General features: G+C 45.5%; 13 protein-coding genes. 3 read left to right on the top strand and 10 right to left on the bottom strand.

Going from position 1 to position 15844, the window contains the following annotated elements; genetic code table 11:
- Positions 1-49: 49 nt before the first annotated feature.
- The 4 genes from NSS87_RS08310 to NSS87_RS08295 form a co-directional block, all read right to left on the bottom strand.
- Positions 50-1213, bottom strand: coding sequence for an iron-containing alcohol dehydrogenase (locus NSS87_RS08310; RefSeq protein ID WP_339246199.1), 1164 nt, complete (start codon positions 1211-1213; stop codon positions 50-52).
- A 223-nt stretch (positions 1214-1436) separates the two neighbouring features.
- Positions 1437-3017 carry a UDP-glucose--hexose-1-phosphate uridylyltransferase gene (locus NSS87_RS08305; protein WP_339246196.1) on the bottom strand — a complete coding sequence of 527 codons (1581 nt, stop codon included), beginning with the start codon at positions 3015-3017 and terminating at the stop codon, positions 1437-1439.
- A 55-nt stretch (positions 3018-3072) separates the two neighbouring features.
- Positions 3073-4059: a UDP-glucose 4-epimerase GalE gene (gene galE / locus NSS87_RS08300; RefSeq protein ID WP_042186143.1), complete on the bottom strand. Its 987-nt coding sequence runs from the start codon at positions 4057-4059 to the stop codon at positions 3073-3075.
- Positions 4060-4063: 4 nt separating this feature from the next.
- A complete protein-coding gene (locus tag NSS87_RS08295; protein WP_339246193.1) occupies positions 4064-5239 on the bottom strand; it encodes a galactokinase in 1176 nt (391 codons plus the stop codon).
- 218 nt (positions 5240-5457) lie between these two features.
- Between NSS87_RS08295 and NSS87_RS08290 the strand changes: the two genes are divergently transcribed.
- Positions 5458-6324: an AraC family transcriptional regulator gene (locus tag NSS87_RS08290; protein WP_042186139.1), complete on the top strand. Its 867-nt coding sequence runs from the start codon at positions 5458-5460 to the stop codon at positions 6322-6324.
- An 86-nt stretch (positions 6325-6410) separates the two neighbouring features.
- Here NSS87_RS08290 and NSS87_RS08285 read toward each other — a convergent pair whose 3' ends face one another.
- The 5 genes from NSS87_RS08285 to NSS87_RS08265 form a co-directional block, all read right to left on the bottom strand.
- Positions 6411-7409 (bottom strand): aminoglycoside phosphotransferase family protein, encoded by a 999-nt coding sequence (locus tag NSS87_RS08285; protein WP_042186136.1) that lies wholly within the window; start codon positions 7407-7409, stop codon positions 6411-6413.
- A 29-nt stretch (positions 7410-7438) separates the two neighbouring features.
- A complete protein-coding gene (mgrA, locus tag NSS87_RS08280) occupies positions 7439-8446 on the bottom strand; it encodes an L-glyceraldehyde 3-phosphate reductase (RefSeq protein ID WP_042186134.1) in 1008 nt (335 codons plus the stop codon).
- A 104-nt stretch (positions 8447-8550) separates the two neighbouring features.
- Positions 8551-9291: an NAD-dependent protein deacylase gene (locus NSS87_RS08275; protein ID WP_339246188.1), complete on the bottom strand. Its 741-nt coding sequence runs from the start codon at positions 9289-9291 to the stop codon at positions 8551-8553.
- 34 nt (positions 9292-9325) lie between these two features.
- Positions 9326-10090, bottom strand: coding sequence for an HAD-IA family hydrolase (locus tag NSS87_RS08270; RefSeq protein WP_339246186.1), 765 nt, complete (start codon positions 10088-10090; stop codon positions 9326-9328).
- Between the two features lie 32 nt (positions 10091-10122).
- Positions 10123-10866: an alpha/beta hydrolase gene (locus NSS87_RS08265; RefSeq protein ID WP_076284247.1), complete on the bottom strand. Its 744-nt coding sequence runs from the start codon at positions 10864-10866 to the stop codon at positions 10123-10125.
- A 186-nt stretch (positions 10867-11052) separates the two neighbouring features.
- Between NSS87_RS08265 and NSS87_RS08260 the strand changes: the two genes are divergently transcribed.
- Complete coding sequence (locus NSS87_RS08260; protein ID WP_339246184.1) at positions 11053-12093, top strand: fucose 4-O-acetylase; 1041 nt, start codon at positions 11053-11055, stop codon at positions 12091-12093.
- A 316-nt stretch (positions 12094-12409) separates the two neighbouring features.
- The gene (ilvD, locus tag NSS87_RS08255; protein ID WP_042125516.1) at positions 12410-14095 is read left to right on the top strand and encodes a dihydroxy-acid dehydratase; all 1686 of its coding nucleotides are present in this window, start codon (positions 12410-12412) and stop codon (positions 14093-14095) included.
- Positions 14096-14269: 174 nt separating this feature from the next.
- Here ilvD and NSS87_RS08250 read toward each other — a convergent pair whose 3' ends face one another.
- A complete protein-coding gene (locus NSS87_RS08250; protein ID WP_042186124.1) occupies positions 14270-15670 on the bottom strand; it encodes a polysaccharide deacetylase family protein in 1401 nt (466 codons plus the stop codon).
- Positions 15671-15844: the final 174 nt, after the last annotated feature.

The following is a 15844-nucleotide window of genomic DNA, read 5'->3' as shown; positions in this document are numbered from 1 at the left end:
TACATCTTCTAGACTAAAGACGAAGGGTCTCTTTCGTAGAAGAATTTACTTACAAAGCCATTTTATAAATTTCAACTACATCCTCACGGTCAAGCTTGCGGAAATTACCAAACGCTCCGAAACGAACCGCCTTATCAGCCATACTGCCGATCTCGCTGTCATCAATATCATAATCAGCGAGTGTCTTCGGTGCGCCAATGGAATCCCAGAAGCTACGCAGCGCTTCAATTCCTTCCAGCCCTATTTCCTTATCGTTCTTGCCCGCAGGATCAACTCCAAACACGTTTACAGCAAGCTTGCGGAAACGGGCAGGATCAGTATCGATATTATATTTCATCCATTGTGGGAACAGAATGGCCAGGCCTCCACCGTGTGGAATATCGTATACAGCTGATACTGCATGCTCGATGTTGTGAGTCGCCCAATCTCCTGCAAAACCCATGCTAACCATACCGTTAAGCGCCATTGTGCCGCAATACATGATCGTCTCACGCAGTTCGTAATTATTCAAATCTTCAATAAGCTTCGGTGCGGTTTCGATCACCGTACGTAGCAAAGTCTCACAGAAGCCGTCTTGTACCGGTGTGTTGCCATCAGTATGGAAATAGTGCTCCAGAACATGAGACATGATATCTACCATGCCGTAGACCGTCTGATCACGTGGCAGAGTGAAGGTATTCTCTGGGTCAAGAATCGAAAATGCAGGGAATGCATGAATACTGCCCCAACCCATTTTTTCCTTGGTCACTTCGTTGGTGATTACAGAGCCGCTATTCATTTCTGATCCTGTAGCTGCCATCGTCAGCACTGTACCGAGTGGGAGAGCATCTTGAGCAGCTGCCTTACGTTCAACAAAGTCCCACATGTCACCTTCATATTTCGCCCCAACAGCAACTGCTTTAGCGCAGTCCAACACGCTACCGCCGCCTACAGCGAGGATGAGGTCGATATTATGCTCGTGACACAGCTCTACACCTTTATGTACGGTGGAAAGGCGTGGATTCGGCTCTACGCCTGAGAGTTCAGTAACCACAGCATCTATTGCGCTAAGCTCAGCCATGACCTTATCGAACAGACCGCTACGCTTGATACTACCGCCACCGTACATCAACAATACATTCTTGCCGTACTTAGGAACCTCAGTCTTCAACGCTTCCAGCGTACCCTGTCCAAAAATCAACTTGGTAGGATTATAAAAATCAAAATTACGCATATGTGTAAACCTCCATTAGTTATTTCAGAATGTTTTGCTCACTCGTATTATAAACCTCTGAATTGCCGCATTCAAATGGATTAGCTTCAAGCCACATAAATATTTCCACAAAGTGGTGCTTTGCTTCGATGCAAACTCAGATACTTTTCAGGGACCCCAAATATATAACCTAAAAAAAGATGTCCTTAAGCCTACAGGCTTAAGGACATCCCCTTTCCAAACTTTAGATCGCGCCGAAGCTCTTCACGAAACGACGGAAAGCAGCTTGCCCTTCCGGAGTCCGTTTATAGACACCCGCGTGTTCAAGAATATGTGTAAACTTGATGCCGACTTCGTTCTGCACAATCTTGACGGCTTCTTCATGCTGTAATGCCGTTCCGAAACGCTCTACAAGCTCCTGAACCCAAGCAGCGTGCTGCGCAAGTGGATGACTAGGGTCATTCTTCACCGCTTCTAATAGTGCTTGATCTCCTGCAAGGATGCTCGCAATAGAATCAAGCTCTTCCTTCAGACGACCTGGCAGAATTGCGAGTCCCATGACCTCAATCAAGCCGATATTTTCTTTCTTGATATGGTGCATCTCCCGATGGGGATGGAAAATCCCCTCAGGATATTGCTCGTTAGTCCGGTTGTTACGCAGCACGAGATCCATCTCGAAGCTGCCATCTTCTGCCCGACGAACGATTGGAGTAACGGTATTATGAGGCTGCACTTCACCATCAACTTCGCTGAACGCCAACACTTCTGCATCAAGATCACTATACGCCTTCCAAGCTTCATAAAGTGCATTGCCACACTCCAGCAATACCGCAGGATCTTCACCATTCAAACGTAATACGGACATAGGCCATTTTACGATATTAATGCTGACACCCGGATAAGATGCATGCGTGAATGTATCTTCCTTAGGCGCTTTCTGAATAGGGAAGGTGTGACGTCCACCTTGAAAGTGGTCATGCGTCAGAATCGATCCGCCAACAATCGGCAGGTCTGCATTCGAGCCAATAAAATAGTGCGGGAAAGATTCCACGAAGCTAAGTAGCCGCTTCAAGGTATCCTTGGTAAGCTTCATTGGCACATGATCATGATGGAATACAATACAGTGCTCGTTGTAGTAAACATATGGCGAATACTGAAAGAGCCATTTCTCATTATTCAGCTGAAGTGGAATGACACGCAGGTTCTGGCGCGGCGGATGATTAACCCGACCAGCATACCCAACATTCTCGCGGCACAGCAGACATTTTGGATAGACCGGCGGCGGGAGCAAGCGGGCCATAGCAATTTCCTTCGGACTCTTCTCAGGCTTGGACAAATTGATGGTCATCTCGATGTCACCGTAAGGCGAATCTTGCAGCCAGTAGACATTCTTGGAAATCCGGTCCATCCGGATATAGTTGGAATCTATGCTTAATTTATAAAAGCGATCTGTAGCCGCGGAGATACCTTTTTCAGCAGCTAAACCGTTGAACTCCGCATTTACGTCTGATGGACGGGCCATTAGGAGTCCCATAATCTTGGCATCCAGCAAGTCACGGTAAGTGTCGCTATTCTCTGGAATCAATCCGATTTCAAAACCATAATCAATCAGTGCATCCAGTGGAATCTGTGGACCTGTAAGTGGACTTTGATCGACCTCGCCAACGAACGGCACACTAAATCCGAACTGATCTAGCAGCACATTACGGCTATAGTCTTCATCTGATGGAGCAATGAGCTGCTCACGTAGTGCGAACAGAACTAGCTGCTCAATCGCGTGTAAGGCTTTTTGGCCAGCAGGCGTAACCTTATTCTCGTTGTGCATTTTCAATTCTCCTTAAGTAGGGTCTCATGCTCTAGTTAAGCTATGCTAAAGCCCCTTATTCTCCGTACCCCTGCGGATTGGCAGAATGCCAGTTCCAGGCGCTTTGAATGATATTCTCTAAGTCAGCATGCTGAGGGTTCCATCCAAGGATAGAGCGCGCTTTATCGGAGGAAGCTACCAATACTGCCGGATCTCCAGCACGGCGTTCTTGAATAACTACAGGGATTTCTAGTCCTGTAACTTTCTTCGCAGTTTCAATAACCTGTTTTACCGAGAAGCCAAGTCCATTTCCCAAGTTAAAAATATTACTGCTGCTTCCGCTACGCAGATAAGTTACTGCGCGAACATGGGCGTCAGCCAGATCGCTAACATGAATGTAGTCGCGCACACAAGTACCGTCTTCTGTAGGATAGTCGTCTCCGAATACGGCGATGCTCTCCCGTTGCTTCAAAGCGGTTTGCAATACCAGCGGAACCAAATGACTTTCCGGACGATGGTCTTCACCGATTTTGCCACTAGCATGTGCACCTGCAGCATTAAAGTAACGAAGCGCTACATATTTGATACCCAGTACTTTATCAAACCAAGCCATCATGCGTTCCATAGTCAGCTTAGTTTCGCCATATACGTTTGCTGGCTCGGTACGGTCTGTTTCTTCAATCGGCACCTTTTCCGGTTCACCGTAGGTTGCAGCTGTAGACGAGAATACGATTTTGTTCACGCCAGCTTTTTGCATAGCTTCCAAAAGGCATTGTGTGCCGTATACGTTGTTGTCATAATATTTCACTGGGTCCTTCATGCTTTCACCAACCAAAGAGCTTGCTGCAAAATGGATAACCGCATCAATCTCATTCTCGGCGAACAGCTTGCCAAGCAGCTCCTTATCACGCAGATCGCCCTCGTACAGCTTGCCACCCAGTAGCGCCTCACGATGCCCTGTTAGCAGATTGTCGATGACAACCACTTCTTCGCCGCGATCCAACAGCTCTGCTACAGTATGAGATCCAATATACCCCGCTCCACCTGTTACTAAAATTGCCATTTGATTACACTCCCTTCAATTCTTGGACACCATTACCGATGCCGCAAACGTAGAACTCACCAACCAAACCAGATCTTGTGGTATATGCCTCGCCTACTTCACGAATAAAACGCTCTACATCATCTTCATGCACCAAGGATACAGTACAGCCACCAAAACCTGCGCCAGTCATACGAGAGCCGAGTGTACCCGGAATACGCTGTGCTTCTTCAACCATAATATCTAGCTCTTCACAGCTAACTTCATACAAATCGCGCAAGGAAGCATGTGAGTCATTCATGAACTGCCCAAACTGTTTTAGATCATTGTTCTTTAATACCTCAACGGAATCTAGTACACGTTGATTCTCTTCCACTACATGGCGAGCGCGGCGTCTAACAATTTCATCTGTGATTTTATCTTGATGTGCTTCGAACTGCTCACGATTTAGCTGTGCTAGATAAGCTAGTGAAGGCACTTCTTTTTGCAAAATAGACAAGGCCTCATCACACTGCTGACGACGCTCATTGTACTTGGAATCTACAAGTCCTCTGCGTTTGTTCGTGTTGCCGATAACCAGTTTGTAAGCACCTGTGATGAAAGGTACCAGATTATATTCAAGCGTATCACACATTAACAGGATTGCATGATCTCGTTTGCCATTAGCAACTGCGAACTGATCCATAATTCCGGAGTTTACACCTACGTACTGGTTCTCAGCACGCTGAGACAAGAGTGCAATCTCAACGGTATCCGTGTCGCCGCCTTCGAGAGTTAGGAAAGCATAAGCAGTCACGACTTCAAGAGAAGCCGATGAGGACAAGCCTGCGCCATTCGGAATATCACCATGGAACAGCAGATCGTAACCTTTAGATACTGGAGTGTTTTTCTTCTCCAATTCAACCATTACTCCAACCGGATAGTCGATCCATTCTCCAGTTTTGGCCTTGCCAATTTCACTATAATCAATTGATGCTTCATAAGGAAAATTAGTAGATGCAAAATTCACTTTGCTGTCACTGCGTGGACGGACAATCAATGTTGTTCCGAATTCCAAAGCTGCCGGCAGCACGTATCCACCGTTATAATCCAAGTGCTCTCCAATGAGATTAACACGGCCTGGTGCATAAAATACTTGAGCTTCTTGCTCGCTTACCCCGTACTTTTCGATGAATTTCTTTTTAAGTTCCTGTGTGCTCATTAATGCCACTCCATCCTTTCGCTGCTTCAGCCAGTGGGAATAAGTAAAGCGTTCTTTATGTATTCATTATAATAGAATCAGTCATCCTCTGATAATGCAATCATGTGTGTAATGTATGGATAAATGTGACTTCACATAATATAATAATTACACAAATAATTGATACACCCTAAACTATAAGCCATAAAATGACAATAACACAAGAAAGGCTGTCTCAAATGGAGCATACTTATTCCGTAGGATCTAATCCCGTGTATTACGATAAACAAAATCTCCATGTACTGTTTGCCGGACAGAGTCAGACGATTCCTATGCATCAAGCTGGCCCTAAGATTTACGATTATTATTTACTTCACTTTATAGAGTCTGGCTCAGGTGTTTTCCGTACTGAACATCATCAATATGCACTGGGAAAAGGTGACTGCTTCCTTATTCATCCAGGACAGCTGGTCAGTTATGTTTCGGATAAAGATCAGCCCTGGTGCTATCGCTGGGCAGCTTTTACTGGGAGTGAGGCTGATAGCCTCGTGCTGCAGACAGGCTTTACACCTCAAAAACCTGTGGTGACTACAACGGGTGATAGCGTCATCCCAGGTGCCCTTTCCAGTATCATGCAAGCCTTCAAAGCAAACAAAGAAAGTGCACACCTAACTTCTCTAGGGTATCTTTATCTCATTGTAGGTGAAGCCGCAGATTTACTCTCTTCCTTCTCCCGTCTTCCTGGAGCTGAATCGCAGGTTAAGCGTACTGTGAAGCAAATGATCCACTACATGGCCTCCCAATATGCTCATCCAGTATCCATTGAACAAATGTGTGATACTCTTGGCTATAACCGGGCCTATCTATCCCGTGTATTTAAGCAAGAGACCGGATTATCTCCGGTGACCTACTTGCTGAAGCTGCGCATTGAAAAGTCCAGACAGCTGCTGCGTGAACGGCCCGAGCTGTCCGTGGAACAGGTAGCAGCATCCGTGGGGCTCACCGATGCTTTATACTTCTCACGCCAATTCAAACGGTTTTGTGCTCAGTCACCCACCGCTTACCGTCTCACAACGACTAGACATGTAAAAAAGACAAATCAGTAAGGGAAGCCTTTGAAAAAGGGATTCACATATTAGGCAAGTCCAATATGTGAATCCCTTTATTAAGCTGATCATTCAGTTAGCTTCGGTTATGTTGCATATAGACTCAGATATTCAGGGTAAGCACGAAGATGTATCTCTTTTGCCCTTTTCTGAGCCATTTCCTTCAGTTCTGGCACTTGCTCCGCTTCAACATAGTCAGCAAGAACATCAATCACATCATCAAGGAGCTTCGCTCTAAAATAAAACTCAATCCGTTCCAATATTGCAAGGCCTGCTAAATCAATAACTAGATCCCTACAGTAAGTCCAATCTTTTGATTTATAGAGCGGCCAAAGTAGTACGGAATAATCCATTGCAGCGTCTCCAAAAACCGTAAGGTCATCCCAATCAATAATCCAAAATTCATTATTATCATTGACTAAGATATTCTGCCAATTCACATCATTGTGTACGATGTCGGACGCCTTTCTCTGAAAAGAAGGGTGCTGACTAACCATAATTCTCAAAGCTTCCACTTCTGTATCGAACCAATCTAAAGTGTCCGCCGTTACGAAGTCCAGCAAATGCTTTTCCGCTCTAATAATTTGCAGATCTTCTTCAAATCGGTTGATGTATTCGTCAGTAAATGCGGCGGCATAATTGTAGTCCTCATCCTCACTTACAACTGCCATCCTAATTCCTTTATCTGCATGTAATTGATGAAGGGACCTCAGAACCTTTTCAACCACTGGCAGTGGATCGGAAATGGAGCTTAATGGTTTACCTTCGATAAAATCAAACACTAAACCATAAGAATAACCAGATGTTATTTCTTGTGTAATCTCCCTAATCAACCGTGGTGCCTTGTAATTATAAGTCAAATGTTCACTGATCTTAACCCACTGTTTAAGTCCCACTGCTTTTTGCTCTTGCGAGAGTTTTAAATGACGAAAGGTTTGACCATCCGTTATGCGATAAGATTGGTTTACAAACCCTCCAGGATTCCAAATATACTTAGCCTCAATCTTCGACCTATTTAAGCCTATAGATTCCGAGTTGGCTTCGGCCCACTCTTTCACCTTGTTCTCATCTTGAAGCAACTCCATCGATGCAGCTCATCCCTTCACCTACGTCTTCATCCAGTTCCATTCTCCGTTTGAAGAATAGTCTCAATGCGATCCAATTCTGCCTGCGAGAACTCCAAATGCTGAAGTGCAGCTATATTCTCTTCAATCTGACTAATTCTGCTAGCCCCTATCAATGCAGAAGTAATCTTCCCATCACGTAGTGTCCAAGCTAGTGCAAGCTGCGCCAAACTCTGGCCTCTTGAAACAGCAAGCTGATTTAACGCGTGGATCTTGCGCTTCACATCCGGTGTAATTCGGCTTTCATTTAACGCAGCAGAGGGTTTGGCCGCTCTTGATCCTTCTGGGATTCCATTTAAATACTTATTGGTTAACAATCCTTGAGCCAGAGGTGTAAAAGCGATACTGCCAACTCCGCTCTGTTCCAGCACACCCTGTAAACTCCCCTCAATCCAGCGATCGAGCATAGAATAACTCGGCTGATGAATTAAGAGCGGCGTTCCTAGGCTGTTCAAGATTCTAACCGCTTCGAGCGTCTGCTCCGCGGTATAGTTAGATAATCCTATATACAGAGCTTTGCCGGAACGCACAGCATGGTCGAGCGCCTGCATGGTTTCTTCAAGAGGTGTTTCCGGGTCCGGCCGATGCGAATAATAGATATCAACATAATCTATACCCAGCCGCTTCAGACTCTGATCCAGACTAGCCAGCATATATTTACGCGAACCCCATTCGCCATAAGGACCGGGCCACATGTTGTACCCTGCTTTTGTAGAAATCACCACTTCATCTCGATATGGAGCCATATCACTTGCAAGCACTTTACCAAAGAGCTCTTCTGCTGAACCCGCTGGTGGTCCATAGTTGTTGGCTAGATCAAAATGAGTAATTCCAAGATCAAAAGCACGAGTGATCATTTCTCTGCCATTCTCGTAAGTATCAATTCCACCAAAATTCTGCCATAGTCCTAATGAGATTGCCGGAAGCTTAAGACCTGAGTTCCCGCAACGGTTATAACGCATGTCTTCATATCGTGCTTCATTTGCTACATATACCATTGCTTATCCCTGCCTCTCATTACGCGCTGTTTCTGTACTACCTATCTTTAAACTACTAAGCGCAATAATAATCTGGCAACCGGCAAGCGATGAGATTATCCCTTCTAACCAAGCAGATCCTTTACACTGCCGAGTACTTTCCCAATCCGATCTGTAATCAGAAGATCAGCTTGATCATCAAAAGGTGTCGGGTCGCCATTCAGCAGCACCGTACGTTTGCCCCGGAAATAAGTAACTAGACTAGCTGCAGGCTGGACCGTAAGAGAGGTTCCACCAATCATAAGCATATCTGCAGCTGCTATCGCTTCGACAGAACTCACCAGCACCGAATGGTCCAATTCTTCTTCATATAGCACAACATCCGGCTTAATAATACCACCACATTCGGGGCAGCGAGGGACGATCTCAGTGGTACTTAGGAGCTGCTCCAGCCCGTAATAACGTGAGCAGTCCATGCAATAGTTACGATGAATGGAACCATGCAGCTCAAATACCTTTTGGCTACCCGCCAGCTGATGTAGGCCATCAATATTTTGCGTAATAACTGCTTTAAGCTTGCCCTGCCGTTCTAACTCTGCAAGCAGCAGATGTGCGCCATTCGGACGAGCATCGGGATGAATCATTTTACTGCGGTAAAAATCAAAAAAAATGTCCGGTGAGGACATAAAAAAAGTTCGGCTCAGCATCACTTCAGGCGGATAAGGTGAATTGTGCTGAGTCTGGTATAATCCTGCTGCCGAGCGGAAATCCGGGATCCCACTCTCTGTTGACGTACCTGCCCCTCCGAAAAAAACGATGTTGTCACAGTCTTTAATCCAAGAAGCAAGTGTCTGCAATTGATCCATATGTTGTAGCACATCCTTTCCATTAATATGCTGATCAATAGGTGATCCTTAGCTCATTATAGCTAGAAATAATCACATCTGCGTCAATCAAGTGATTTCCATCACCCATGCTGGAGATTCCAACGGCGAGGCGTAAGCCTGCACCTTTACCCAATTGCATATCTGCATTGCTGTCACCAATAATAATCGTCACTTCAGGAGACAGCCCCAGCTCCCGGCAGGCTAATTCAGCCATTTCAGGTGCGGGTTTTCCGTTTAATACTCTGTCTCTTGTAACTACCGAATGAAAATAATGAGCAATACCAAGCCAATCCAGATGCTCCTGAGTGGTCTTTGCGCCATCTGAGGTAACCACCCCTAGCTTGAGTGATGCAGCCGCGCACTGTTCCAGAAAAGGAAGAAGCCCTTCTAGAGGTTGTGCCGTGCGGCGTTTGCGTAATTCATACATAGCGTCCTTAGCTATACTCTTTACACGGGTCAACGCTTCATTCCAAGGAACACCAGCAGTATACAGCTGCCATGCAAGCACACCATAACTTTCTTCTTCTGTAGCCATGGTGAGCGGCCCTGCTGGATCATAACCAATCAATTTTCCTGCAGCATCATGCTGGGTACCTAGCACTTTACTCCGATCCACGATAAAATCAGTTCCCATAATCGCAAGCTGATTTTCCATTCCACATAGTACAAGCTCGGCCCAATTCCCCCAAGTGGCTAATAGATCCAATAACGTGCCATCTTTGTCGAACAATATTCCTGAACAGGGTATGCATTCATCGTTAATCTGTAATTCTGGCATAAGTATCCTCCCTTTGTTGGAAAGACCGAAGACTACCTGATATTCCCAAGCCAATCCAGCATGGCGCGCACAGTGTCATTTTGCTGTTCTTCTTCGGAAATGGTTGCTTTCCCGTCTCCTTTTTGTGGTCCATAGCTTCCAAACTGAGCGTGATTTCCACCGACGATTGAACTATAAACCGTATTATCTGGCAAATAGGAACGTCCTTTGTTGTAGCTGTCTCTGTCAATAACCTGATCCTCTGTACCCACTACCGACAATACTGACAAAGTAGTCTCACGCAGACTACCTTTTTCATCTGGATAAGAAGCCAGGAAAAACACACCTTCCAGCTGGTCCGCATGCTCAATCGCATAACGTGACGCCATGACACCCCCAAGCGAATGCCCACCTAGAACAAAAGATTGCTTTGGATGCACACGAATAATCTCTTCAGCAGCATCGCCCTTTGTTACTGCTAAATTAAGCGGCATTTTAGCGATGTAGAACGGATGCCCCGCAGCAGCAATGCCCTTCGCAAGTGGGGAGTAAGCTTCTGGTTTCACCAGAGCTCCAGGGTAAAATATGATCGAGGCCCCCTTAGTAATTGAGGGTTCGAACGAAATCCAGTTTTCATTCTGTTCAACTGTAACTCCACCGCTTGAAATCAGTGCAGTTTCGGCTTCTTCAGCCGGTGCATACGGAGTTAAATATTTCCAAAGCAGCAATCCGGCTACAACAAGAATGATTAGTACAATTAAACCAATACGACGCTTAGTTATTCTTTTCTTCAACATGCTCCACTCCCGGATGTTACTGCATATAAGAAAATTATAGTAGAAACCCACTGTTCTAACAACCTTCAACACATCGCCACATTTGGCACTTATGATAACGCTTTCAATAGTGAGTTAATTCACAATTCAATTGAAGAAAATCTTGTATTTTAAAATTAAAGCATCAAGCATCTTTGGGGGGAAGTCATGGTAGGGGAAAACTCGCTAGACACGCCTGGAAAGACCTTTTTTCTAAATTTACGTTTTGTTCTCATTCTTACTGTAATTGTTGGAAACGCCATAGAACCATTGATAGGCTCAATGAGCAGCTTGCATAGCTTATATATGTGGATCTTCAGCTTTCATATGCCGCTCTTCGTACTTGTTACGGGCTTTTTTGCCAATAAACACCTTACGGGTACACAAGGCCGTCGGATTATCATGCAAATCGGATTGCAGTACATTATTTTTCAAAGCCTCTACTCTGTGCTGGACGCCACCATATATCAGGTGCAGGGTATCCATCATTCCTTTTTCGCCCCCTATTTGCTCTTATGGTTCCTGGCAAGTCATGCCTTCTGGCGTATACTGATGATCGGGATGCGTAAATGGGCGCCTGCCACTCAATTCATTTTTGCTGTCGCCGCTGGAATTGCCGTTGGGTACCTACAGCTTGATGGCGTATGGTTCAGCATTAGCCGCACTTTTGTATACCTGCCATTCTTCGTATTAGGTTATCATTTTTCGTTCCAGTCCTTTTCTCGCTTTTTTCAAAAATGGATTAAAATTACCGCTGCCGCAGTCTCCATCCTTCTATTCCTTCTGTTTGCATCTTGGGGATTAGACTTGCCGATAGGCTGGCTTTATGGAAGTATGACCTACATGCAGCTTGGGCTTCATGAATGGTACGCAGGAATTTATCGTCTGGGCGTTTACGGGCTACAAATCACTGCTGCACTAGCGTTTATGGGGTGGATTCCTTACTCGCTTAGCCGACTGACTGACTGGGGCTCCCGTACGTTATATGTTTTTCTACTTCACGGATTTATCGTTCGTTTTGCCGCTGTTTCTGGCCTGTACGCTTATATCAACCATTCTTTAGGTGCCATGTTATTGGTGCTTTCTGCAATCTTACTGACCATTCTCTTAGCCCAACCAAGTGTAAAAAGGCTGATGCATCCTATTGTTGAGCCCCCCGTCGGTTGGATGATCACCCTGCAGCGTGTTGCCTTAAGGCGCTCATTATAAGTGGCCTATCCCCTTGCGGATAGGTTTTTTTATACTATTTAAGGTCGGTCTCCTCATGAGAAACTTCACATTGTCCGGTAGAAAAAACGTGCTCTTTGTGATAGACTCACTAATAACAATGACTTCTCCGTTCATTAAAGGCGGGAACCGTTTATACCAAAACAGCGGCATTTTTTATAGAATCGGCTTCGCCCTTCTTCTCTAGGAAGCTCGTCCCCGTTCATTCTATAAACCGTATATACGCAGGTCTTTGGAGTTCATTGCGTTAATGCGACACTATATTTCATTGCAATTTATTTAGGGGGGAAATGTCAATATGGCAGCTAAGAAAATGCGTTCAGACATGATTAAAAAAGGCTTTGACCGTGCTCCACACCGTAGTCTCCTGCGTGCAGCCGGAGTAAAAGAAGAAGATTTCGGAAAGCCGTTTATTGCGGTCTGCAATTCCTATATTGATATTGTTCCAGGTCATGTGCATCTTCAAGAGTTCGGTAAGATCGTTAAGGAAGCGATTCGTGAAGCTGGCGGCGTTCCTTTCGAATTCAATACGATCGGCGTTGATGACGGTATCGCAATGGGACATATCGGTATGCGTTATTCACTACCAAGCCGTGAGATCATCGCTGACGCCTTGGAAACTGTCGTTTCCGCGCATTGGTTCGATGGCATGGTCTGCATCCCTAACTGCGATAAAATCACACCGGGAATGATGATGGGCGCATTGCGTGTCAACATTCCAACCATGTTCGTAAGTGGTGGTCCAATGAAAGCCGGCGTAGACAGTAAAGGTAAAAAGCTCTCCCTTACCTCCGTATTCGAGGGCGTAGGTGCTCACCAAGTCGGAAAAATCAATGACGCTGAGTTGCTTGAATTAGAACAATTCGGTTGTCCTACCTGTGGATCTTGTTCAGGAATGTTCACTGCCAACTCCATGAACTGTTTGGCAGAGGCACTTGGACTGGCATTGCCAGGTAATGGTACCATCCTAGCTGTAGCTGATGAACGCAGAGAATTTGTACGCAGATCTGCTACTCAACTGATGGAACTGATTAAGTTAGACCTTAAACCAAGAGATATCGTAACTAAAGAATCACTCGATAACGCTTTTGCACTGGATATGGCAATGGGTGGCTCCACCAATACGGTGCTACACACCCTTGCACTGGCTCAAGAAGCTGGTATCGATTATCCGCTTGAACGCATTAACGAAGTGGCTAACCGTGTTCCTTATTTGGCGAAGCTGGCTCCAGCATCCGATATTTTCATCGAAGATGTGGACCGCGCAGGCGGCGTTAGTGCCGTCTTGAATGAATTGCTGAAGAAACCAGGTGCTCTGTACGGAGACTGTATGACGGTTACCGGCAAAACATTAGCCGAGAACGTAATCGGACATGAGATCCAAGATACTTCCGTTATTCATAAGATCGATAACCCTTACTCCGAAAGAGGCGGTCTCGCCGTCCTATACGGCAACCTGGCTCCTGAAGGTTCCATCATTAAAGTAGGTGCAGTAGATGCTTCTGTTGGTGGATATCACAAAGGTCCTGCGATCTGCTTTGATTCCCAAGAATCCGCACTCGAAGGCATCGCTAACGGTAAGGTTAAAGAAGGCCATGTAGTCGTTATCCGTTATGAGGGTCCAAAGGGTGGACCGGGAATGCCGGAAATGCTAGCTCCTACATCGCAAATCGTGGGGATGGGTCTTGGTGCTAAGGTTGGTCTGATTACAGACGGACGTTTCTCGGGGGCTTCCCGCGGAATTAGCATCGGGCACATTTCTCCGGAGGCAGCTGAAGGCGGCCCGATCGCTTTTGTTGAAGATGGAGACATCATTGAACTCGACCTCAACAATCGCAAGATTGAACTCCTGGTTGACGAAGAAGTATTGGCGGTTCGCCGTACGGGCTGGAAAGAGTTTGAGCCTAAAGTTAAGACTGGTTACCTGGCTCGCTATTCCAAAATGGTTACCAACGCCAGTAACGGTGCAGTACTGAAGATTTAATTAGCAAACCCGAGTTCTATTTGTTCCTAGCATACAAGAGCAGTCCACCTTAGATAATCTATGGTCGGACTGCTCTTTTTTATTGGGCACAAGAAAAAACGCCCCACAATCCATTTCTGGTTTGTGAGGCATCTATATTACGGTTCATTATATAAGACTAAATAATATCATGAATCAATTCGTTACTGTTGCTCCTGGCAATTCCACTTCTGTGAGTGAATCATTAAGTGACAACGCTTCTTCTTGGTGCGGTTTACGTTTTCTTACTGACCTTTCATCATGAGGCAGTTGCTTATTCATCTTCTTGAGTAATTCTGAGACAGGCATCAGAATTAGCTTCGGTACAAGGACCTCACTACGCTCCTTGAGCCTAGCACCACCATCTGGATGAATCACACTTAACAGGATCTTTAAGTAAAACTTGGTGGAGCGTGCGAATATGCCATCGGGCAAATCATGTACACTAAAGCCGAATTTCTCTGGCCCACGGTTAATCATACTAACCCCATAAAGTGCTTTGGCTTGCGCGAGGTTTACATCTTCGGCAATAACTTCTGCCAGCATTGGCAACCCCTTCTCCATTCTGCGGATCATGCGAATCGCAAGTTGAGCAGAAGAACGAGAATGAATACCTAACTCGAATAATTGCCTGTTATCAATATGCAGCTCAATGACTTTATCACCTTTACTCAGCAAGGTTCCATCACCAAGTTCAACAGGCTCTCCCTGATATTTACGCATTCGATAATGCATGAATGGATCGGCCGGGTTAATCGTCTTGAGCTGGAATAATACTTGGAATACCTGCTCCCAAGCCAACCAGAGTCCGACCAGTACTCGTTTACCAAAGGATAAACGCCGAATCGGTGATTTCTCCGCCATCTTGATCATGTCATCCACTCGAATACTGCGCAGTCCTCTTCTTTGGGCCTCCTGCAGCGTCAGTTCAAGGGCTACAAGCATATTCTCGGGTGCGTCCGGATCGGCACCTAACGTTGTGCCACTATCATGCAGCAGCATCACTTCACCGGGATTCAATCGGGCCAGCATCTTCTCAGTGAGGCGCTGCGCACCAAGCTTCTCACGCCAATCTCCAAACATTACCGACCATAGAACAATTTCAACTTGGCGACGCTTGGAAATATCGAACAAATTGACAATCCCCCAAGGTGGACGGTAATAAGTACTACGCTCGCCTATTATGTTGTAGATAATATCATTCGTGCGCTGAATCTGCCGACGAACGGTTGCGGGCCGCATGAGCCAGTTCGTCTTGTGAACATAATTATGAATTCCAATAAGATGTCCCTCTTCATGTATCCGCCTAATAAGATCCGGATAACGTTCAGCGTTAGATCCTACTACAAAAAAGGTTGCTTTTGCATCATACTTCTTCAATAAATCCAGAAGTAAAGGTGTAAATCGAGGGTCAGGTCCATCATCAAAGGTCAACGCGAACTCATTTCGCCCAGTTCCTTTACGAAAGACACGGTAACCAAAAATGCGGCTAATCATACCCGGGATAAAAGCATAAAAAGATGAGATATAAAATAACCAGAGCAGCAAAGTCTGCATATGAATTCCTCGCTTTTCCAGAGTTGACTTTGGCTCGCCTTACGTCTGCAAGCAGAACCTGTGATACGGCCAAGTGAAGTTAGATAAAAAATACGTTACCCCCTATTTTAACACATGTATCAAAGAAATAGACGGTTTTTAGGTAAAATCATGTACAATGTATTCAAGCTGACC

The sequence above is a fragment of the Paenibacillus sp. FSL F4-0243 genome, assembly GCF_037963295.1.
In the GTDB taxonomy this organism is placed as follows: Bacteria; Bacillota; Bacilli; order Paenibacillales; family Paenibacillaceae; genus Paenibacillus_AQ.
The sequence above is the reverse complement of the archived record's forward strand: the minus strand, read 5'-3'. Positions and strand labels throughout refer to the sequence as shown.